A 20,661-nucleotide genomic window follows, 5' to 3' on the forward strand; every position below is an offset into this window, starting at 1 on the left:
TCACCAGGCCCCGCCGGCCGGCATGCCGGCTACAGCCATAAGGGGTGACGACCGGGGCGTTTCTTTTCAAGGCTTTGCGGCCACTCACTCATCAAGGCCCATGAGACTCAAGCCCACTGCCCTGCTCCTCTTCCTGAGCATATTCCTGCTTCCCGGCATCAGCGCCGCTGCCGGCAAGACCGTCTATGGCCTGAACGAATACGCGCGGATCAACGACCTGGACATCGAGCTGGCCGCCAAGCTCGATACCGGCGCCAAGACCGCCTCCCTCAGCGCCCGCGATATCAAGCGCTTCAAGCGCGACGGCGAGACCTGGGTGCGCTTCTACCTGGCCACCGACACCGCCGACAGCCAGCCCATCGAGAAACCCCTGGCGCGCATCAGCAAGATCAAGCGCCGCCACGGCGATTACGACCCCGACGAAGGCAAGGCCTATACCGCGCGCCCGGTGATCGAACTGGAGCTGTGCATGGGCAAGGCCCTGCGCACCATCGAAGTGAACCTTACCGACCGCAGCGCCTTCCAATACCCGCTTCTGATCGGCTCCGACGCGCTCAAGCGCTTCGGCGCCCTGGTCGACCCGAGCCTGAAATACGCTGCCGGCAAGCCCGGCTGCCAACCCGTAGCGAAACCTGCCGAGTAATCCCATGCGCTCTCTTACCCTGCATCTGAAGGTCCTGATCGCCATCCTGCTGACGCTGGGCGTCGCGATCACTGCCTACCAGATCTTCGTCCTCGGCATTCCCATGACCGAGGCCGAGACCGACGACCTGTGGAACATCGACGCCAAAGTCGAGTTCGTCGCCACGCCGAAGACCCCGGTGAAGGTGCAGATGTTCGTGCCGCCGCTGACCCAGGATTACGTCAGCCTCAACGAGAGCTTTGTCTCCAACAACTACGGTGTGGGCATCAACCGCTCGGACGGCAACCGCAAGGTAACCTGGTCCTCGCGTCGCGCCAGCGGCCAGCAGACTCTCTACTACCGCCTGGTGCTGACCAAGCGCTATGCCGGCGCCAGCGGCGAGAAAGCCAAGGAGAAAGGCCCGATCTTCCGCGACAGCCTGCCGCTGGAAGGCCCGGACAAGATCGCCGCCGAAGCGCTGATCGCGCCCATCCGCCAGCACTCGGCGGACGTCGAGACCTTCGTCAGCGAAGCCATCAAGCGCGCCAACAACCTCAATGACGACAACGTGAAGCTGCTGCTGGCCGGCGATACCAGCCTGGACAAGCGCTCCCACGTGGTCGAGACCCTGCTCGCCGTGGCCCACGTGCCGCTGGAGCGCGTGCACACCATCCGCCTGGTCGCCAACCAGCCGCAACAGCCCGAGCTCTGGCTGCGCAGCTACAACGGCAAGGAGTGGCTGTACTTCAACCCGGAAACCGGCGAACGTGGCCTGCCCAACGACCGCCTGATCTGGTGGCTGGGTGACGAGAGCCTGCTGTCCATCGAAGGCGGCAAGAAAGCGACGGTCAACTTCAGCCTGAACAGCAGCGAGATGAACGCCATCCGCCTGGCCAAGCTGTCGGACGAGAACACCGATGCAGCCTTCCTCGAGTACTCGCTGTACGGCCTGCCGCTGTCCACCCAGCAGACCTTCCAGATCATGATCATGATCCCGTTCGGCGTGCTGGTGATCCTGATCCTGCGCAACCTGATCGGCCTGCAGACCCTGGGCACCTTCACCCCGGTGCTGATCGCCCTGGCCTTCCGCGAGACCGGCCTGCAGTGGGGTATTGGCCTGTTCACGGTGATCACCGCGCTGGGCCTGTCGCTGCGCTCCTACCTGGAACACCTGAAGTTGCAGATGCTGCCGCGCCTATCGGTGGTGCTGACCTTCGTGGTGGTGATGATCGCCGCCATCAGCCTGCTCAGCCACAAGCTCGGCTTCGAGAGCGGCCTGTCGGTCGCCCTGTTCCCGATGGTGATCCTGACCATGAGCATCGAACGCCTGTCGATCACCTGGGAAGAGCGCGGCGCCGCCCACGCCATGAAGGCTGCCATCGGCACCCTGTTCGCTGCCGCCCTGGCGCACATCCTGATGCGCGTACCGGAACTGGTGTACTTCGTGTTCACCTTCCCGGCCGTGCTGCTGATTCTGGTGTCGTTCATGCTGGCGATGGGCCGCTACCGCGGTTACCGCCTGACCGAACTGTTCCGCTTCAAAGCCTTCCTCAAGGACTAAGCCATGTTCGGCCTGATCAAGCGATGGAAAGCCCTGGAAGCCAAAGGCATCATGGGCATCAACCGACGCAACGCGGACTACGTGCTCAAGTACAACCAGCGGCACTTGTACCCGATCGTCGATGACAAGATCATCACCAAGCAGCGCGCCATCGAAGCGGGCATCCACGTACCGGAAATGTACGGGATCATCTCCACCGAGAAGGAGATCGAACGCCTGCCGGAAATCATCGGCGAGCGCAGCGACTTCGTGATCAAGCCGGCGCAGGGCGCCGGCGGCGACGGCATCCTGGTGATCGCCGACCGCTTCGAGGAACGCTACAAGACGGTCTCCGGGCGAATCATCAGCCATGAGGAAATCGAGCATCAGCTCTCCAGCATCCTCACCGGCTTGTACTCCCTGGGCGGCCACCGCGACCGCGCGCTGATCGAGTACCGGGTGACCCCGGACCAGATCTTCAAGAGCATCAGCTACGAAGGCGTGCCGGACATCCGCATCATCGTCCTGATGGGCTACCCGGTGATGGCGATGCTGCGCCTGCCGACCCGCCAGTCCAACGGCAAGGCCAACCTGCACCAGGGCGCCATCGGCGTGGGTGTAGACCTGGCCACCGGCCTGACCCTGCGCGGCACCTGGCTGAACAACAAGATCAGCAAGCACCCGGACACCACCAATGCGGTGGACGGCGTGCAGTTGCCGAACTGGGACGGCTTCATGAAGCTCGCCGCCGGCTGCTACGAGCTGTGCGGCCTGGGCTACATCGGCGTGGACATGGTGCTGGACCAGGACAAGGGCCCGCTGATCCTCGAGCTCAACGCCCGCCCCGGCCTGAACATCCAGATCGCCAACGACTGCGGCCTGACCCTGCGCACCCATGCCGTCGAGGCGCATATCGCCGAGCTGGAAGCCAAGGGCGTGAAGGAGACCGTGGAGGAGCGCGTGCGCTTCTCCCAGCAGCTGTTCGGCCATGTTCATCCGAAGGAAGTCTGAGTCGCGCTGCCCATGAAAAAGCCCGGCAATTGCCGGGCTTTTTCATTGCCCGCTGGTGCCCGCGATCTCGACTATGGAGCGCTTCGGCAATGAGCGTTAGCGTAGAACTGTAGGAGCGAGCTTGCTCGCGAACGGACTCCCCGGCGGCTCCGCAGTTGAGCGGTTCGCGAGCAAGCTCGCTCCTACGAAGAGCTGCTCTGCTCAATGGGCTCAGCGCACCACCGCCAGCTCGAATCCACCCTGGTCGCCGTGCTCACGCACCTTCATCCCCGCCTCGTTCACCGCCAGGTTCTCCAGCGGGCGCTTGTACGGTTTGTTATCCAGAGTCTGCAGGCTGCGGTCCTCGTCGGTAGTCAGCAACAGCACGTAGCGCTCGCCCTGGTTCGCACGCACCGGGATGGTTCCCTCGATGAACGCGTAGCGGTACCAGGTTTCCGGATTGAGCTTGTACACCGCATCGCTCACCAGTCGAGTCGGGCGTTTCTGCTCGTCGAGGAACAGCAGCGACGGGTAGACCACCTGGTGATTGGCGAAGCTGCGCACGCGCAGACCGTAGACGCGCTGGGAGCTGGGCAGCTTCATCGCCACGTAGTAGCTCTTGCCCATGGGAAAGTCGAAGCTCGGCGAGAACTTGTTCAGCTCCTCGTAGCGCGGTTCCTCGGCCGACAGCTCGGTGAAATCCCCTTCGCCCATCTGGTCGCAGCAGCGCCGCTGCAGGTCGACGTAGAGATCGTCCAGGGTCTTGCCGCTGCCCTTGAGCAGTGCCTTCATGGCGTCGGTCTGCTCGCCTGCGCCATCGAGCCCCGGCAAGTTGCTCGGGCGTGTTTTCAGGTCGATCTGGCGGCCTTCGGTGAAAGCGATCTGGCTGCCGCCCTGCTCGCCACGACGGAAGGTTTCGCCGCGTTGCTCCGCAGTGATCGGCGAGTTGCGCACCTGGCCCTTGTCGTCGACCCAGGTGAAGTACGGGCTGCCGTTCTCGCTGCGGACGAAGCCGCGGTCCTCATAGGACTCGGCATCGATGTACTCGGAGGAATGGTCGCCGTTGGGCAGCACATAGTCGGCACGGCCGGGCGCGACCTGGCCGGCGGCGTAGAAGCTGTTCTGCAGGTTGCCCTGGGCATCGACCCAGGTGAAATAGCGCCTTTTGCTCTCCCCCGCTGGCCGGCTTCCCGGCCACTGGGTAGCGCTGACGTCGATCAACCGCGCTCGGTCGCTCTGGTCGATGCGCCTGTCCGCCTGGCGTTGCTGTTTGGCATAGCTGTCATCGACGAAGGTGTTGTGCACCTGGCCGCTGTCGTCGATCCACGACAGGTAGCGGCCACTGGCGGCCTGCACCGACGCGCTGAGGCCAGCGGCGGCGATGCAGGAGATCAGGAGGGTCAGCCTGCCCATGTTCATGCCCTCAGAAGGTGGTGCGGTAAGTCATGGCAAAGACGTAGGCCTTCACCGTGGTGCTGACATCGAGCCCGGCATAAGGGTTGTAGACCAGGTTGTCGATGCCGGTGCAGTTCAGGTTGCAGCTGGTGCCCGCCTTGATGCTCTGCTTGGAGACGAAGTAGTTGAAGCCCAGGTCGATCACCGTGTCCTTGTCCCACTGGTAGCCCAGGCCCAGGCCGTAGAGGTTGGCATCGCCGATGGGCACCAGCGCGTCGGCCTTGTCCTTGGGAATCGCCGAGGGGCGATATTCATAGCCGGCGCGCAGTTGCAGGCGGTCATTAACGTCGTACTGCATCCCCATGGCGTAGCTCCAGGTGTCCTGGTAGCCGCGGTCGAGGATGATGCTGTGGTCGGTGGCACCGTTGGGTGCGAAGTTCTTGGCGATACGCAGCAGGTCAAGCTCCTTGTCGAACTCGATTTCCAGCTTGTTCCAGTCGCTGTAGTCGGTCCACTTCAGGTCGAAGTTGAACTGCCACTTGTCGAACGGACGCACCTTGATGCCGGTGGAGAAGCTGTCCGGGTTGACCATGTTCAGCGTCGCCACGCCGTGCTCTTCCTCGGCATTGCCATAGGGGAACAGCGGGCTGAGGAAGGCGCCGAACACCGAGCTCTGCATGCCGGACCAGAAGCCCTGCCAGTCCTTGGTGTAGTCAACGCGGTATTTGCCCTTGAGGTGCATGCGTGACTCGCTCTGGTAGGTCGCGCCCCAGGCGAACCAGTCGTAGGGCTCCCAGAGCACCCCCAGGTTGAAGCTGGGTGACAGGGTCTGCTGCATGTCCAGCTTGAGGTTGGCCAGCGAATCGTAGGGGCCAATGCGGCCACCGCAGACGTTGAATACCAGCTCGACGATCTCCTGCGCGCCCGGCACGCAGGTGGTGTCGTGCAGGGTCTGCAGCAGGCCGGTGAGCAGGCCGGGGTTGCGGAAGTCGGTATCCAGGGCCATGGCCTGGTGCGAGAAGCCGATCGACAGGCCCGCCGACAGCGTGTCGTTGACCTCATAGCCCACCGAGGGCGAGAAGTAGGTGATGCGTTGCAGCGAGACGCGACGGCCTTCGTAGCGCGCCGGGTCGCTGTCGGAGTCGCGCGAATAGCCCAGCGCCTGGGGCGCGTAGACGTTGGTGGCGAAGGTGAACTTGGAGCCCGGCGGGTTGATTGAAAGCCCCGCGAGCGGCGCCACCAGCAGGGGCATGTCGGTCATGCCGCCGAGGCCCGGCAGGTACATGGTCGGGGTCAGGGTACGGCTGTTCTGCCCGGCGACCGGATCGTCGTCCAGGCCGAATGCGGCGGAGCCATAGTCCGGCGGCGCCTTGAAACCGGCGCGGATATCCATGACCCCGGTGATCAGCTTGATCTGGGTCTGGCGGCCCTTGAGCTTGGTCAGGGCGGCGGGGTTGTAGTGCACCGCATCGATGCCGGTGGAGTCGGCCGTGACCGCGTTGGCCATGGCCATGGCCTTGGGGTTGCCGATGGTCAGGTCGTTGGCCAACTGGGCGTTGGCGAGCGTCGCCCAGCCAAACCCTACCCCTGCCATCGCCACCGCGAGGGGCGAAATGCGCATAGTCATGTGGTAGTCGCTCGTCGGTTACTGGGCTTTGAGGCCTTGGATATCCAGGGGAAGGGAAACCCCCAGCAGTACATCCGGCGAGTCTTCGGTCAGACCGAAACCGGCGTTCACGTTGACGATGTAGTCCGGCGATGTTCGCAGGCCGAGCGAGAAGTTCATGATCGCGCTGGTCTGCTCGGGCGCCTCGACCGTGCGGTCGTTGAAGTAGTACTTGTTCTTGAACGAGTAGGCCATCTGGTAAGAGGTGGCCAAGGAAACGTCGTAGGACAGCGCGTACGCCATGCCCATGGCGAAGTTAAGCGTATCGCCCGGCACCACCTTCTCCAGCTCTTCGCCGAACTGGTTCTGGTGGATGTCGTCGACCTTCATGTTGTAGGTGTAACCCAGCGAGCCGTAGAGCACGACCGGGTCGATCACGTAGGACATGTTGGCCCCGGCACCGAGGCTGTAGTAACCAGCGCCGGTGGAAACGTCGTCCTGCACGTTGCCCTTGTAGGGGCTATCACCGGTGGGCAGGCCGAGGGTTGCGTAGAGCGTGGTGACCGGCCGGCCACGGCGCGCGGCCCAGGGCTGCCAACGCATCGTCGCGGAAATGTCACCCAGGCTGTAGGCATGGATGTCGCGCTCGGTGTCGTACTTGGCCACGAACGGCAGGCGCATGCTGAAGGTCAGGTTGTCCCAGATGCCGTAGTCGAAGGTGAAGGAGTTGGTGAAGGTGTGCTGCGCCTCGCTCTGGGCCAGCACGCTGTAGACGTTCTCGCCACTGCGCACGGCCTGCAGGCGCGTGTCGCGCATCAGGGTGTAGTCGAAGCCGTAGGTCAGCTGGCGCTCACCCTTCTTGAGCAGGGTGTAGCTCTTCTCGGCGGCCTGGAACACCTGTTCCAGCGCCTTGGCGCTGTCGGCGTCGGTGTCCTTCTTGGCCAGCGCGTCACGCGCGTCCTCGGTTGTCGCTTCTTCGGCGATGGCGCTGGTACTCGCCAGCAAGGCCAGAGCGGCAACGCACGCAAACCCCTTGAAATCCATGTTGCTATCCCCTGGTCTTGTTCTTATTCGTATGGGCCGATCGGGCGATCACTTGCGCCGGATGTACTGGACATCCCCCTTCGTGGCGGCTTCGCCAATCTGGTTCTGGGTGAGCTTGCTCATCTCCGGGAACTCGCGGAATGCCAGCAGGCTGACGGTCCGGTCGTCCACCAGGCGCAGGTCGGCCTCGCGCAGCTCCAGGGCGTTTTTCGGCTCCTGGCCGCTGGGGTAGATGACGAAGAGTACGTTCTGGTCCCAGATTTCCTCGAAGCGGGCGCGGGTGAAACTGATGTTGCCCAAGGCAGGATCGGCAACGAAAACGTGGTCGTTGTAGACGTCGCGGACCACGACGAAATGCTTGAAGCCGGCATAGTGGATCGGCACCAACGCCGGGTGTTCGAGCGAGTCCAGGTCGGAGAACTCGGCACGGAAGCCGCCACTCTTGTAGCCGAGTGCGGCGGCATAACGCTTCATGTCCAGAAGCGAGAACCCACGGCGCTGGACGATCTTGTCGGCCTCGCCGTACTTGATCAGGCCTTCCATGACCTGACGCTCTTCCAGGTTGCGACCCAGGTAGTAGTCCAGCAGCGTGGTCAGCGCCGCCGAGCCGCAGCTGTAGTCATAGGCCTGGCGGATAACGTTGCGGAACTGCACCTGGCTCATCGGTTCGAGTTGCACCGACTCGCGGAACGGTCCGTTGGGCGTGAGCGGCTGCGAGATATTCACTGTGCCCTGCTGCTGCGGCTTGGTATCCACCGCCTGGGTAAAACCGAACAGACCCAGCAGGCTTCCCAGCAGAATCTCGAACATCCAGCCCCCTTCTCGTCAATCCTGGAAGAACCTTGCCGGCAGGCGCCGGCAAGGGTTACCGCGCGTACAACCTCGGGATCAGTGACCCCAGACCTTCACGGTCGAACCGGCCAGGTTCAGGTTGGAAACGGTCAGCGAGCCAATGCTGGCTCCAGTGGTGCCAACCTTGACGGCGTCGATGGTAACGTCGCCGGTCACGGTGGGCAGACCGATGGCGAGCTGCTGGGTTGCAACAGCGGTGCCGCCACCGGACGGGGTGATGTTGGTGGTCACCACGTCGACAGTCATCGGGGCGTTGTCGGCGATGGTCACGCTCGGCAGGTGGATACCCTGCAGGACCAGGGAACCGCCGCCGGCATCGGCGTCCTTGTAGGTGACGGCGCCGATGGAGGCGTTGAAGGTACCGGAAATGCTGATGCCATCCTGGCCGGTGATACCGGACAGTGCAGCGTCATCCATGGATTTCATGTCGGCATGTGCCAGGAACGGAGCGGCCAGAACTGCGCTTGCAAGAACCAGTTGCTTGATTTTCATTGTTATAACTCTCCAGTGTTCAGGTGGGGTTGCCCCAGGCACTGCAAGGGGCGTCCTACCCCGCTGCAGGTTGACCGGCTGTTGCCGATCTTCCAGACCCACGACTTCTTCCTTAGGCGCCGCGGGCATGGATTCGTGAAGCACGAAGCTTCGCGTCCTGATCTCCAAGCTACTGACCCGCCGTGAACCTGCCAGCCCATCCAAGGGATGGCGCAAAACCAACCGTCTGACTCAAGCTTCGCTCAGCAATCCCAGACTCTTCCCCTTGAGAACCGCCTGGGTCCGACTGCGCACGCCGAGCTTGGCGAACAGGTTGTGCAGATGCCACTTGATGGTGGCCTCCGAAAGGTGCACCGCCTGGGCGATATCCCGGTTCGACAAGCCCGCCGCGACGAGTCGCAGGATCTCCCGCTCGCGATGGCTAACATCTTGATTTTCATCGAAACTTTCTGGATCGACAGACAGTCTGCGGCACTGCTCTCGGAGCATTTCCGCTACCCCCTGCCAGGCCGAGGCACGCTTGGGTTCCGCCACCTTCCAGGCCTCCCAGAGCGGCAGCAGCCACAGCGCATCGTCCTGGAACAGGCGCCGGTAGCCCAAGTTCCAGGCTTCTTCCAGGGTGGGAGCGAACAAAGCGAAGGCTTTTTCGCTGTTACCTTTCTGCCAATACGCCACAGAAAGTAACAGCGAAAGACGCAGCCGCCGGTCGCGCTGGTAAGGCGAGGTAAAGCCCGCCAGGCACGATTCCAGACGCTGCTGGGCACGCTCGGCGTGGCGCTCGGACAGTGCCAGGCGCGCCTCCGCCATCACCAGTGCGGAGTGGGCGTCGGCATAGCGCTCGGCGTTGAGCCCGGAGAGATGCCGCGCCAACTGCAGGCACACCCGCTCGGCCTCGTTCGGCCGGCGCATCCACAGCAGCAGTTGCACCTTGCAGCTCATGGCCAACGCATGCACCCGCTCGTAGCCCGGCGACTGCAGGCCAACCAGCCATTCGTCGAGCTGGGCCAGCCCCTGTTCGGCTTCACCGGCGAAGAAACGCGCCCGGGCCATCACCAGCTGACCACGGCTGATCAGCTCCACCGGCGTGGCGACATCGCGCCAGGTGGTGGCAAGCGGCAATTCGGCGAGGATCGCGGCGTGGCGATCCTGCTCGTACAGCAGATCGGCATAGGCCAGGGACAGCGGTCCGCCGACCCGGCTGCGCCGGCCGAAGACCCGTTCCACGCGGCTGCGCGCGCTTTCCGCAATGGTCCGGCCGCGCTCCAGTTCGCCGCGCTCCTTGCAGATCAGCGCTTCGATCATGCTGACCACCACCTGCAGGTATTCGCTATCGGCCATGCGCAGACAGTCGCGGGCAACACCGATGGCGTTGGCCGCCTCGGCATAGTCACCCAGCAGGGCATAGGCCGCCGCCTGAATGCACGACAGGCTGGCGCGAAACACCGGCTGATTGCCCGGCACCAGCGCCAGCCACTGGCGCGCCACCTTCAGGCAGGCTTCGAGTTTGTCCTGGTAGAGCAGCACAAGCGCCTTCAGCACCTGGGCCACGGCGAGCAACTCGGCCATGCCGAAGTGGCGCACCTTGCCCTGACCCTGCAGCAGCCGGACGCTGAGCTCCTCGATCAACGCCTCGGCCTCGGCGAACTTCTGCTCGAAGGCCAGCTGCCAGGCGTAGAAGATCTGGAACACCGGGTGCTCACGAATCACCTCGGCGGGAATGCTGCCGAGCATGCCGAGGATGCCGTAGACGCGATTGCCGGCGATCAGCTTGGCGCCCTGGCGCTCCAGCAGGTCGGCGGCAAACGCATAGTCACGGGCGCGCAGGGCGTACTTGATCGCGCGGTCGGCCATGTCGCGACTCTCGCACCAGCGCGCCGCGGCGTGCAGCAGCGGCGTCGGGTCGGAGTTGCGCGCCAGGCGGCCCTGGAGGAATTCGGCGAACAGATGGTGATAACGGAACCACTCACGCTGGTCGTCCAGCGGAATGATGAACAACTGCTCGTTCTGCAGCCGCATCAGCATGTCCAGGCCATCGCGGCGCCCGGTGAGGGCATTGCACAGTTCGGCGCAGAACTCGTCGAGCACCGAGGTCTGGTCGAGGAACTGCTGCAGCGGTTCGGGCAGGCTGCGCAGCACGTCCTCGGCAAGGTAATCGGCAAGGTCGCGCTCGGTGCCGGAAAGCCCCTTGAGCAGCGCAACTCGATCCGGATTGCGCGCCAGCGCCAGCGCCGCGAGGTGCAGCGCGGTGATCCAGCCTTCGGTGCGCTTGTGCAGCAGCTTGAGCTCGCTGTCGCTCAGCGCCAGGCCCTTGAGTTCGGTGAGGAAGGTGTCGGTTTCCTCGCGGGTCAGGCGCAGGTCGTCACCGCTCAGGCAGAAGGCCCAGGGCGCCAGGCCCGGCTCGTCCACCAGGAAGCGCGGACGATAACGGGTGCTGGTGACCAGGCGGATGTTGTCCGGCAGGTGCTCGATCAGGTAGCGCGCGCCGTGGGCCAGGGCCGGGTGGCGAATCTGGTGGAAGTCGTCGAGGAACAGGTACAGCGGCCCGTCGAGGCGGCTGAGATCCGAGAGGAAGGCGTCGATGATGCCTTCCAGCGGCAGGGTCATGTCCGACTGCAGCAGGTTCGAGGTGTTGGTGCCGAAGTCCGCCTCGACGCTGCGAATGCTCGCCACCAGGTACTGCACCAGTCGCTGCGGCTCGCTGTCACCCTCGTCACAGGACATCCAGGCGACCCGTGCCCCGCTCTGCATCAGGCGCTGGCGGAACAGGCTGAGAATGGTGCTCTTGCCGAAGCCGGCCGGTGCACTGAGGATCAGCACGCGCTGCTGGCGATTGGCATACAGGCGATCGATCAGCGCGCGACGCGGCAGCAGTGAATCGCTGTCGGTGCGCGGCGGGAACAGCTTGGTGCGCAGCAGCGGCATGGGCTGCTGCGGCAGTGTGGTCAGGGTCGTCATGTCAGAGCAGACTCAGCTCGCGGGCACGGCGTATCGCTTGGGTCCGATTGCGCACCTTGAGCTTCTCGTAGATGTTGTGCAGGTGCCATTTGACGGTGCCCAGGGCCAGCGACAGCTGCTGGCCGATCTCCTCGTTGGAGAGTCCCTGGGCCGCCAGGCATACCACCTCGCGCTCGCGGTCGGTCAGACCTTCCTCGAGCACCTCGGGTGACCTGCGTGCTTCCTGCCCCGGCCAGACGGTCAACATTCCGCGAATGAAGACCTGCAGCGCCGGTTGTCGCTCGGTGGATTCCAGCTGCTGCAGCAACTGGCGAATCCCCTCGCCTTCCTCGATGAAAATGCTCCGCACCCCTTCCCGCTCGGCGCCGACCAGGCATTGGCCGAGCAGGCTGTGGGAGCGCTCCTGATAGCCCAGGCGCTGGTAGCTCAAGGCTGCCAGCAGGTCCAGGCGCAGCCGTTGCAGGCCGTGCCAGCCCGGCTGCAGCATGCCGCGCAGCTGGGTGATTTCGTGCAGCGCCTCGCTGAAGTGCCCGCGCGCCTGAAGCAGGCGAACCCGGCTGATGCCCTGTACCCAGAGCACCGGGTTGAACGGCATCTGCTTGTAGTGGCTGGCGAGCTTGGCCCAGTCGATGGCCTTGAGGCGCTGCTCGGCGCGCTTGCAGCGATCGGTGGCGGTTTCCTGGAGGATCAGGTTGATCTCCTCGCCCACTGCCATGGCAAAAAAGCGCCAGGACTGGTTGCGCGAGGCCAGGGTCTGCATCAGGCCCAGCGTGGCCAGCGCCTCCTTGCCGCGCCCCTGCAGGCGCTGGATGCGCGCCAGGCACTGCATGCCCTGGGCATAGAGATCGATGGGATTGACCACATCGACCCGGCCCAGCGCCCAGCGCAGGCGCTCTTCCAGGCCGTCCAGCTCGGTACGGTAGTAGGCGGTCAGCGCTTCGGCGATGGCCGGCAGCGCCAGAGCCTGGGAGCGCTTGTCGAACAGCGGCATGGCCTGCTCGCGCACGCGCTCGATGAGCATCTGCGCCTGCTTGACCTGGCCCTGCTCGAGCGCCAGCACCACTTCGATGGTGCACTGCTGCATGTGCAGGTAACGGCCGTCGAGGAAGTGATTGCGCTGTTGCGCCAACCCCATCAGCCGACGCGCCTGCTCCGCCTGGCCACGCACGACCTGGGCGAAGGCGGCGATCAGCAGAATAGCGCCTTCGAGGAACGCCGAGTTCTGCCCCAGCTGGCTCTCCACCTTACGTGCCAGGGTGATGCACTGCTCCAGGTCATCCTTCTGCAGCGCCAGCACGGCTTTTACCGCCAGCGCCGAGAGGTACTGGTTGCCCATCGGGCCACTGCCGCGCGAGTCCCCCCAACGCGCCAGCAGCTCGTCGATCATGCGGTTGGCTTCGGGCAGGCTGAGCTCGGTGGCACGGGTCCAGACGTCGCTGAGCACAAGGATCGGGTAGCGCTCGGCGATCTCGTTGGGCACATGTTTGCGCCAGCGCGAAATCAGGTACAGCTGGCCACGGTTGATCAGCTCCAGGCCGCATCCGTCCACCAGCGCGGCGAGCATCTCCGGGTCCTCGGCGAGGCAGGCGTGCTCGATGGCCAGGGTCGGCATGTGGTGGTTGGTGAACCACAGGCTGGCGTTGAAGTGCAGTTGCTTGAAGCGTTCCGGATCGCGCTCGCGCAGGCGGGCCCGGAGAAAGTCGGCGAACAACTGGTGGAAGCGGTACCACTGGCGGTCACGATCCAGCGGCAGGAGGAACAGCTGCATGCTGTCCAGGTGCTCCAGCAGCGCCTGGCCATCCTGGCGGCCGGTCAGGGTGTTGGCCAGGTCGCCGTTCAGGCGATTGGCAATCCCCAGCGAGAGCAGCGCGCCCTGCACATCGGCAGGCAGGCGCTCGAACACCGCACGCAGCAGGTAATCGCCCACGGCCGCCTTGTCGCTGCTGAGCAGCTTGAGGTCCTCCGGCGCGCCAGACTGATGGCGCAACCACAGGCTGACCAGGTGAACCCCTGCCATCCAACCTTCGGTCTGGTTGTGCAGCGACTGCAGGCAGCTATCTTCGAGTTGCAGGCCATCGCGGGCCAGGTATTCGCGGGTTTCGTCGCGGGACAGGCGCAGCTCGTCCTGGCCGACTTCCAGCAGCAGGCCCTTGGCGCGCCAGGTGGCGAGGTTCAGCGGCGGCTGCGAGCGGCTGCCAATGGCCAGGGTGAGGCCGGGGGGGGCGTATTGCACCAGGCGATTGAGGCCGGCGAAGACGTCGGAATGGGTGATCTCATGCAGGTCGTCGAGTACCAGCAGGACCTTGCGCTCGTCGCGGGAGAGGTCCATCAGCAGGCTTTCCATGACCGCGACCACGGGCACGCGCATGGTGTTGCGCACGTAGCCCAGCGCATCCTCGCCGATGCCCGGCACGGCAGTGGCCAGCGCCTGGATGAGCTTCAGGCAGAAACGGCCAGGGTCGTCGTCGTCACTCTCCAGGGAGAGCCAGGCGACCCGGTGGCCTTCGCTCGCACGCTTGCCAGCCAACGCCGCCAGCGCGGTGGTCTTGCCGAAACCGGCCGGCGCGCAGAACTGCAGTATCGAGGCATAAGGATGACGGTCCAGGGCATTCTGGACCGCGGGACGAATCAAATAATCAGCAGGCACCCGAGGGGGTGTTAATCTGGAGCGCAGAAGGCTGCCGGCTGCGGGTTCGAGCACTACATCCACGGCCTGTATCCCTATGTCATTATCGTTGTTGGTACGGAGCTTGGTCCGCGTGGGATGCATCAATTCTTATCAGATTGCCTTTCCTACGTAAACGACTGAAGACAGCTCTAGGATCAACAATCCAGCCCTTCCTGAACACCTTACAGACCGCACACTTCTGCTCATGTCCTACTGTTCCATACACCCTCTTCCCTACCAGGAAGATCCGGGCGAACGCTTTAACCTGATCCACCACGCACCCGGCGCCGTCCTCCTGGACGCCGGTCGACCCATTGCCACACGTGGACGCTATGACCTTCTGAGCGCCTGGCCATTGGCAGAGTTGGCACCTTTGGCCGGAGAATCGGCCAACCGCTTTTTCGCTCGCGTCAGAAGTGCCCTGCAGAGCCTGGGCGAAGCTCGAGTACCCGATACTGTCGATGTGCCATTCGTCGGCGGAATGATCGGGTATCTCGGATATGACTTCGGCCGGCGCGTCGAGCACCTGCCCGAACCGAACCTGGATGACCTCGCCCTGCCCGATGCGCGCCTGGGCCTGTATGCCTGGGCGCTGGTCACCGACCACGAGGAACGCAGCAGCCGGTTGGTATTCCATCCTGCGCTGGCTGCGGACGGGCGGGAGCGCCTGATCAGGCTGTTCGAAGCCGCTCACGATGGCAACGCCCTGCCACCCTTCCGGCTGGCAGCGCCGTTCCGGCCGGACCTGACCCGTGAGCAGTACCGCGAGGCGCTGGAACGCGTACACGGCTACATCCTGGCCGGCGACTGCTACCAGGTGAACTACACCCAGCGCTTCCGCGCCCCCTGCAGCGGCTCACCCTGGCTGGCCTACCGCGCCCTGCGCGAGGCTTGCCCTACGCCTTTTGCCGGCTATCTGGCATTGCCTGAAGGCGCCGTCCTCAGCCTGTCACCGGAGCGCTTCATCCAGCTTCACGGCGGCCAAGTGGAAACCCGCCCGATCAAGGGTACCCGCCCGCGCGGCGATACCCCCGAGGCCGACCGGCTCAACGCCGAAGCCCTGCTTGCCAGCGAGAAGGACCGCGCCGAGAACCTGATGATCGTCGACCTGCTGCGCAACGATCTGGGCCGCAGTTGCCGGCCGGGCAGCGTGCGTGTACCCGAGCTGTTCGCGGTGGAGACCTACCCCAACGTCCACCACCTGGTCAGCAGCGTGCGCGGCGAACTGGCGGCCGGCAAGGACGCGCTGGACCTGCTCGAAGGCAGCTTCCCCGGTGGTTCCATCACCGGCGCGCCGAAGGTTCGCGCCATGCAGATCATCGACGAGCTGGAGCCGACCCAGCGCAGCATCTACTGCGGCAGCCTGCTCTACCTCGACGTGCGCGGCGAGATGGACAGCTCCATCGCCATCCGTACCGTACTGGTGAAGGACGGCCAGGCAAGCTGCTGGGCCGGCGGCGGCATCGTGGCCGACTCCAACTGGGAGGAAGAATACGAAGAGTCGCTGACCAAGGTGGGCGTGCTGCTGCGCACTCTGGAGAGTCTGTAACCCTGATATCGCCGGCTGAACAACTGTAGGAGCGAGCTTGCTCGCGAACAGATCCACCGGCCACATCGATGTTGGGTGATTCGCGAGCAAGCTCGCTCCTACAAAGAAGCCGACAAGAAAAAGCCCCGCTAATGCGGGGCTTTTTCGTCACAGCCGGTCTTACAGGCTGAGCGGGCGATTGGACGCCTTGAGGAATTCCTTCTTCAGGTCCTCATAGGTGTGCACCGCCGGGAACTGCGGGAACTCGCGAATCACGTTTTCCGGCGCGTGGAACAGGATGCCGGCGTGGGCCTCGGAGAGCATGGTGGTGTCGTTGTAGGAATCGCCAGCGGCGATGACACGGTAGTACAGGCTCTTGAAGGCGATGACCGACTGACGCTTCGGATCCTTCTGACGCAGTTGGTAATCCACCACGCGATCGGTCTCGTCGGTGATCAGCTTGTGGCACAGCAGGGTCGGGAAACCGAGCTGGCGCATCAGCGGCTGGGAGAACTCGTAGAAGGTGTCGGAGAGGATCACCACCTGGAAGCGCTCACGCAGCCAGTCGACGAACTCCACAGCGCCTTCCAGCGGCTTCAGGGTGGCGATCACTTCCTGGATGTCGGAAAGCTTCAGGCCGTGCTCGTCGAGGATGCGCAGACGCTGCTTCATCAGCACGTCGTAGTCCGGAATATCGCGAGTCGTCGCCTTGAGCGCTTCGATACCGGTTTTTTCAGCGAAGGCGATCCAGATTTCCGGAACCAGAACCCCTTCCAGGTCGAGACAGGCGATTTCCACGAACGATTTCCCCGCAGGATTGACTTGAGAGGCGGCACTCTAGCCGCTCGCTCCAAGCGGCGCAACGCGGCACTTATACCCAAACACCACAGTCGACCTTTCTGATGGTTATTTAGGGGCATATCCGCCTCTTTGCTACCATCGCGCCCACAGAGCGCACTGCGCCATTAAAACTAGGAATACCACCTGATGAGCCTCCCGTTCGATATCGCGGAAATCGCCGCGAGCTACGCCAGCAAATCCCCACAGGACATCCTGAAGTTTGCCTTCGAGCACTTCGGCGACGACCTGTGGATTTCCTTCAGCGGCGCCGAGGACGTGGTGCTGGTGGACATGGCCTGGAAGCTCAACAAGAACGTCAAGGTATTCAGCCTGGACACCGGCCGCCTGCATCCGGAGACCTACCGCTTCATCGAACAGGTCCGCGAGCACTATGGCATCGCCATCGAAGTGATGACCCCGGACCCCCGCCTGCTGGAGCCGTTCGTCAAGGAAAAGGGCTTGTTCAGCTTCTTCAAGGAAGGCCACGGCGAGTGCTGCGGCATCCGCAAGATCGAGCCGCTCAAGCGCAAGCTGTCCACCGTCACCGCCTGGGCCACGGGCCAGCGCAAGGACCAGAGCCCCGGCACCCGCAGCCAGGTCGCCGTGGTCGAGCTGGACGGCGCCTTCTCCACTCCGGAAAAGCCGCTGGTCAAGTTCAACCCGCTGGCCAACATGAGCAGCGAAGACGTCTGGGCCTACATCCGCATGCTGGAAATCCCCTACAACAGCCTGCATGAGCGCGGCTTCATCAGCATCGGCTGCGAGCCCTGCACCCGCCCCGTGCTACCGAACCAGCACGAGCGCGAAGGCCGCTGGTGGTGGGAAGAAGCCACGCAGAAAGAGTGCGGCCTGCACGCTGGCAATTTGATCAGCAAGGCCTGAAGCCTTACCCTCGGCTGACGGAAAATTCCTTGTCAGCCCGCAGCCCAGGATCGGACTCCTGCACGCCTGCGGCGGAGTCGATCCCATGCGTATCACCCTGGTGAAAAAGGTCCTGGCCGATGGCCAGGACTGCCGCAAGTGCCGCGAAGTACACGAACGCCTGGTCAAGGGCGGCTACCTGAGCCGCATCGACCGCACCCTCGTCGCCGACGAGCGCAACCCCGCCAGCACCGGCTGGCTGGTCGCCGCGCAGTACGGCGTGGACACCGCACCGTTCTTCGTCGTTCGTCACGATGACGGCCGCGAGGTCGTCTACACGGTGTTCATGAGCTTCCTCCACGAGGTGCTCGAAGGCCGCGGAGAGCTACCGCTGGACTCACGCGAGGCCCTGGCCGAACTCGCCCAGCGCGACGACCTGGATCGCCTGTAAACCTCGGCCTTGGCGCTTTCTTGATGGCCCAATTCTGCCCGCCCTGAGACACAAGGCCGACGGTTCGGATCGCATGCGCCCGAGCATTCCCAGTACTGCGCTCACGCATCCGCTGACATGAAAAAGCCCGGCAGATGCCGGGCTTTTTTCTGCTACGAGCGCGATCAGTAGACCGGCAGCTCGATACCGTCGAACAGTTCGTCCAGCTCGGTCTTGTTGTGGCACTGCACCGCCTTGGCCAGCAGGTCGCGGGTCAGGTGCGGGGCGAACTTCTCGATGAAGTCGCACATGAAACCGCGCAGGAAGGTGCCGCGGCGGAAGCCGATCTTGGTCACGCTGGATTCGAACAGGTGGCTGGCGTCGAGCATCACCAGATCGCTGTCGAGCTTCGGATCGACCGCCATGTGGGCGACGATACCGACGCCCAGGCCCAGGCGCACGTAGGTCTTGATCACGTCGGCGTCGGCCGCGGTGAACACCACCTTGGGCACCAGGCCGCGCTGGTTGAAGGCCTCGTCCAGCTTGGAGCGGCCGGTGAAGCCGAACACGTAGGTAACGATGGGCTGCTCGGCCAGCAGCTCCAGGGTCAGCTTCGGCACCTTGGTCAGCGGGTGGCCCTGGGGCACGATCACGCAACGGTTCCAGCGGTAGCAGGGCATCATGATCAGGTCACCGAACAGCTCCAGCGCCTCGGTGGCAATGGCGAAGTCGACGGTGCCGTCGGCGGCCATCTCGGCGATCTGCATCGGCGTGCCCTGATGCATGTGCAGGGAGACGTCCGGATACTGCTTGATGAAACCACTGATCACGCCAGGCAGCGCATAACGCGCCTGGGTGTGGGTGGTGGCGATGGACAGGGTGCCCTTCTTCTCGTTGGAGAACTCCTGGGCAATCTGCTTGATGCTCTCGACCTTGCGCAGGATCTCGCCGGCCGTGGTGATGATGCGCTCGCCGGCTGGGGTGACGCGGGTCAGGTGCTTGCCGCTGCGGGCGAAGACTTCGACACCCAGCTCGTCTTCCAGCAGGCGGATCTGCTTGCTGATGCCGGGCTGGGAGGTATAGAGGCTTTGGGCGGTGGCCGAGACGTTCAGATCGTGGTGCGCGACTTCCCAGATATAGCGCAGTTGCTGAAGCTTCATGGACTTTCCTCGAAATGAATGTCGCGACCCGCGATCAGGGGCTTGTCGTTTTATAACCATATTAATGGTTTAAGGAATAAAACTAGACGTTTTTTTTTGCCCTGCATGCCATTCGTCTAAAGCCCCACGCAAATTCCGGGCTTGCCCGACGTATCGTCACAAAGCGCTCAGCGATGCTGCAGCATCGGTACCAGGTAGACCGGCACCTCGGCCAGTTGCACGAGCCGCCCGGCGGTGCGCCCCAGTGGCGTGTTCAGCCCCTCCCCGTGGCTGTGGCTGCCGGCGACTATGATGTCGACGCCCAGGCGCTTGGCTTCATCGAGAATCACCATCGGCGCATCCCCCTGCACCACGCGCACCGAGCGGATCAGTTCGGCGTCCTGGCGCGCTTCCCCCAGTTCGTCGCGGAACCCCTCCATCACCCGCTGCTCGATGCTGCCCATGACGTTGGTCAGGCCATTGGTGCGCATCTCGTTCAGCGTGCCTTCGTCCAGATAGGTCTGCAGGACGGACTCGGCGAACAGCCCCAGCGGCTCCACCGCGTGCACGACATACACCTCGGCTCCGTAGGCGCGGGCCAGCGAAAGTGCGTGCTGAAGGACGTAGGGGGCGTAGAGACCGAGGTCAGTGGCGTAAAGAATCGATCGGATCATGCGGCCTCCTCGACAGCCTGCGCGGCGGGGCCTATCCAGCAGCGTAGCAGGAGAACGCGAATCGCTCCGAGAAGGCCGGATGTCGCGGCCGAGCGGCTATCCGGCGACCTTCTTCTCGTTGCTCACACCATGGGGGACATGGCCGGTAGCCACCACCTCCCGGGCCTTCTCGCAGTGCATCGGCTGGTCGTCGAAAAACACGTCCGCGGCGAAGGCTTCGAGGAAAGCGGCCTTGTCCAGACCACCGAGGAACAGCGATTCGTCCAGGCGGATGTCCCACTCGCGCAGGGTGCGGATCACCCGCTCGTGGGCCGGGGCGGACCGCGCAGTGACGAGAGCAGTGCGGATCGGGCAGGACTCCTGCGGGAAAGCCTGCTGCACCCGGTTCAGCGCCGCCAGGAAGGGCTTGAACGGCCCGCCGCCCAGCGGCTCGCGGGCGGACTCGCGCTCGTGGGTCTGGAAAGCTTCAAGCCCGCCCTGCTGGTAGACGCGTTCGGAGTCGTCGGAGAACAGCACGGCATCGCCGTCGAAGGCAAACCGCAGCTCGCCATTGGCCTCCCGGCGGGTGCCGCCGGAGAGGATGGTTGCCGCGGCGAAGCCGGCATCCAGCGCGTTGCGCACATCCTCGATGTGGGTCGAGAGAAACAGGTGGCAGTTGAACGCCTTGAGGTACGGATAGGGGCTGCGACCGCCGACGAAGGCGGCGCGCGAGATGCCCAGGCCGTAATGCTGGATGGAGTTGAACACGCGCAGGCCGGTGTCGGCACTGTTGCGCGAGACCAGGATGACCTCCACCGGCGCGCTGTCGGTCCCGCCATTGAGGGCCAGCAGCTTCTGCACCAGGGCGAATGCATCACCTGGCGGCAGGACTTCGTCCTCGCGGGCGATCTGATATTGGCGATAGGCCTCGACACCCTCGCTTTCATAGACCTGATGGCTTTCCCGCAGATCGAACAGCGCCCGCGAGGAAATCGCCACCACCAGCTTGTCGCCCAACCCTTTTGCCATGCTTCCCCCGGCGTTCG

At 64.1% G+C, this 20,661-nt stretch carries 17 protein-coding genes; 6 read left to right on the forward strand and 11 right to left on the reverse strand.

Annotated elements, in window-relative coordinates:
* Positions 1–100 precede the first annotated feature (100 nt).
* Genes rloA through G4G71_RS22660 form a run of 3 tightly spaced genes read left to right on the forward strand, consistent with a single transcriptional unit; the run spans position 101 to position 3,173 of the window.
* On the forward strand, positions 101–643 hold the full coding sequence (gene rloA / locus G4G71_RS22650) for a retropepsin-like aspartic peptidase RloA (RefSeq protein WP_024765709.1): 543 nt from the start codon (positions 101–103) through the stop codon (positions 641–643).
* Positions 644–647: 4 nt separating this feature from the next.
* Positions 648–2,183, forward strand: coding sequence for an osmotic stress tolerance membrane protein RloB (gene rloB / locus G4G71_RS22655; RefSeq protein ID WP_169940344.1), 1,536 nt, complete (start codon positions 648–650; stop codon positions 2,181–2,183).
* Between the two features lie 3 nt (positions 2,184–2,186).
* Complete coding sequence (locus tag G4G71_RS22660) at positions 2,187–3,173, forward strand: alpha-L-glutamate ligase-like protein (RefSeq protein WP_024765708.1); 987 nt, start codon at positions 2,187–2,189, stop codon at positions 3,171–3,173.
* Between the two features lie 210 nt (positions 3,174–3,383).
* Here G4G71_RS22660 and G4G71_RS22665 read toward each other — a convergent pair whose 3' ends face one another.
* The 7 genes from G4G71_RS22665 to G4G71_RS22695 form a co-directional block, all read right to left on the reverse strand.
* Positions 3,384–4,565: a MalM family protein gene (locus G4G71_RS22665; RefSeq protein WP_169940345.1), complete on the reverse strand. Its 1,182-nt coding sequence runs from the start codon at positions 4,563–4,565 to the stop codon at positions 3,384–3,386.
* A gap of 10 nt (positions 4,566–4,575) precedes the next feature.
* The gene (locus G4G71_RS22670; RefSeq protein ID WP_024765706.1) at positions 4,576–6,174 is read right to left on the reverse strand and encodes an outer membrane protein transport protein; all 1,599 of its coding nucleotides are present in this window, start codon (positions 6,172–6,174) and stop codon (positions 4,576–4,578) included.
* An 18-nt stretch (positions 6,175–6,192) separates the two neighbouring features.
* Positions 6,193–7,197, reverse strand: a complete 1,005-nt coding sequence (locus G4G71_RS22675; protein WP_169940347.1) for a transporter — start codon at positions 7,195–7,197, stop codon at positions 6,193–6,195.
* 48 nt (positions 7,198–7,245) lie between these two features.
* Positions 7,246–8,007, reverse strand: coding sequence for a C39 family peptidase (locus G4G71_RS22680; protein WP_024765704.1), 762 nt, complete (start codon positions 8,005–8,007; stop codon positions 7,246–7,248).
* Positions 8,008–8,085: 78 nt separating this feature from the next.
* Positions 8,086–8,541, reverse strand: a complete 456-nt coding sequence (locus G4G71_RS22685; protein WP_037010433.1) for a DUF6160 family protein — start codon at positions 8,539–8,541, stop codon at positions 8,086–8,088.
* Between the two features lie 231 nt (positions 8,542–8,772).
* Positions 8,773–11,496 carry a winged helix-turn-helix domain-containing protein gene (locus tag G4G71_RS22690; protein ID WP_169940349.1) on the reverse strand — a complete coding sequence of 908 codons (2,724 nt, stop codon included), beginning with the start codon at positions 11,494–11,496 and terminating at the stop codon, positions 8,773–8,775.
* A gap of 1 nt (position 11,497) precedes the next feature.
* On the reverse strand, positions 11,498–14,206 hold the full coding sequence (locus G4G71_RS22695) for a winged helix-turn-helix domain-containing protein (protein ID WP_169940351.1): 2,709 nt from the start codon (positions 14,204–14,206) through the stop codon (positions 11,498–11,500).
* A 163-nt stretch (positions 14,207–14,369) separates the two neighbouring features.
* Here G4G71_RS22695 and pabB point away from each other — a divergent pair, with 163 nt between their 5' ends.
* Positions 14,370–15,713 (forward strand): aminodeoxychorismate synthase component I, encoded by a 1,344-nt coding sequence (pabB, locus tag G4G71_RS22700; protein WP_169940353.1) that lies wholly within the window; start codon positions 14,370–14,372, stop codon positions 15,711–15,713.
* Between the two features lie 159 nt (positions 15,714–15,872).
* Here the strand turns inward: pabB and thrH are convergent, their stop codons facing one another.
* Positions 15,873–16,490 (reverse strand): bifunctional phosphoserine phosphatase/homoserine phosphotransferase ThrH, encoded by a 618-nt coding sequence (gene thrH, locus G4G71_RS22705; RefSeq protein WP_024765701.1) that lies wholly within the window; start codon positions 16,488–16,490, stop codon positions 15,873–15,875.
* 189 nt (positions 16,491–16,679) lie between these two features.
* Between thrH and G4G71_RS22710 the strand changes: the two genes are divergently transcribed.
* Together G4G71_RS22710 and G4G71_RS22715 are read left to right on the forward strand one after the other, a co-directional pair.
* Positions 16,680–17,414 (forward strand): phosphoadenylyl-sulfate reductase, encoded by a 735-nt coding sequence (locus tag G4G71_RS22710; protein ID WP_169940355.1) that lies wholly within the window; start codon positions 16,680–16,682, stop codon positions 17,412–17,414.
* Between the two features lie 85 nt (positions 17,415–17,499).
* Positions 17,500–17,844, forward strand: a complete 345-nt coding sequence (locus tag G4G71_RS22715) for a hypothetical protein (protein ID WP_081520589.1) — start codon at positions 17,500–17,502, stop codon at positions 17,842–17,844.
* 164 nt (positions 17,845–18,008) lie between these two features.
* On the opposite strand, the gene cysB is transcribed toward G4G71_RS22715, so the two are convergent.
* The 3 genes from cysB to G4G71_RS22730 form a co-directional block, all read right to left on the reverse strand.
* The gene (cysB, locus tag G4G71_RS22720; RefSeq protein ID WP_024765699.1) at positions 18,009–18,983 is read right to left on the reverse strand and encodes an HTH-type transcriptional regulator CysB; all 975 of its coding nucleotides are present in this window, start codon (positions 18,981–18,983) and stop codon (positions 18,009–18,011) included.
* Positions 18,984–19,150: 167 nt separating this feature from the next.
* Entirely contained in the window at positions 19,151–19,636 is a 486-nt protein-coding gene (locus G4G71_RS22725; protein ID WP_054908490.1) for a universal stress protein, read from the reverse strand.
* 96 nt (positions 19,637–19,732) lie between these two features.
* Entirely contained in the window at positions 19,733–20,644 is a 912-nt protein-coding gene (locus tag G4G71_RS22730; RefSeq protein WP_054908489.1) for a 5'-nucleotidase, read from the reverse strand.
* Positions 20,645–20,661: the final 17 nt, after the last annotated feature.

Origin of the sequence: Pseudomonas multiresinivorans, from assembly GCF_012971725.1 — a bacterium.
Lineage (GTDB): Bacteria > Pseudomonadota > Gammaproteobacteria > Pseudomonadales > Pseudomonadaceae > Pseudomonas > Pseudomonas multiresinivorans.